General features: G+C 40.8%; 1 protein-coding gene and 1 pseudogene. One reads left to right on the forward strand and one right to left on the reverse strand.

From position 1 onward, the window contains the following. Positions 1-91 (forward strand): annotated as a pseudogene (locus DDE80_RS15515) (RNA-guided endonuclease InsQ/TnpB family protein); the annotation flags it as partial. Between the two features lie 303 nt (positions 92-394). Here the strand turns inward: DDE80_RS15515 and DDE80_RS14705 are convergent. Then, positions 395-490, reverse strand: a 96-nt coding sequence (locus DDE80_RS14705; protein WP_153060901.1) for a transposase, incomplete at its 5' end; no start/stop codon positions are given.

Raw genomic sequence — 490 nt, forward strand, 5'->3', positions numbered from 1 at the left:
CCGTTGTTCATGTGGGTATGTGGCATATCGTGACTATAATTCAGCCATCAATATCAAAAATGAAGGCATTCGCCTATTGGCATTAGCATAGAAACAAAAACTCTTGGAACAAGAGGGTTAGCTCGGTTAGTTTTCGTTGGCTAGTAAAAGCAACGATAAGTCGAGAAGCCCCCACTTCAATTAGACCGCAAGGTCAATAAGTGGTGGGTAGTTCACGCGGTTTGCCATTTGAAAGCGACTTCTGCGAGTAATGTCAATTTTTCGTATTAGATTATCATATTGCTTTGCTAAACATTCGTCGTTATATATTGCTTGAGTTGGAGAAGGTTCGTGTTGGGAGCTCATTAAACATCACCTTTTTTAGGCTCATCACCAAATCCCGGGGATGACAAATTCAATGACCGGTTTCCAAGCGTAAACGTAGGAAAAGACGGTCATCATTTCGGTAGCCAAACCCACGTCTTTTGATGAGCTTTATTTTATTATTTGT

This window comes from Metalysinibacillus jejuensis (assembly GCF_003057615.1).
Lineage (GTDB): Bacteria > Bacillota > Bacilli > Bacillales_A > Planococcaceae > Metalysinibacillus > Metalysinibacillus jejuensis.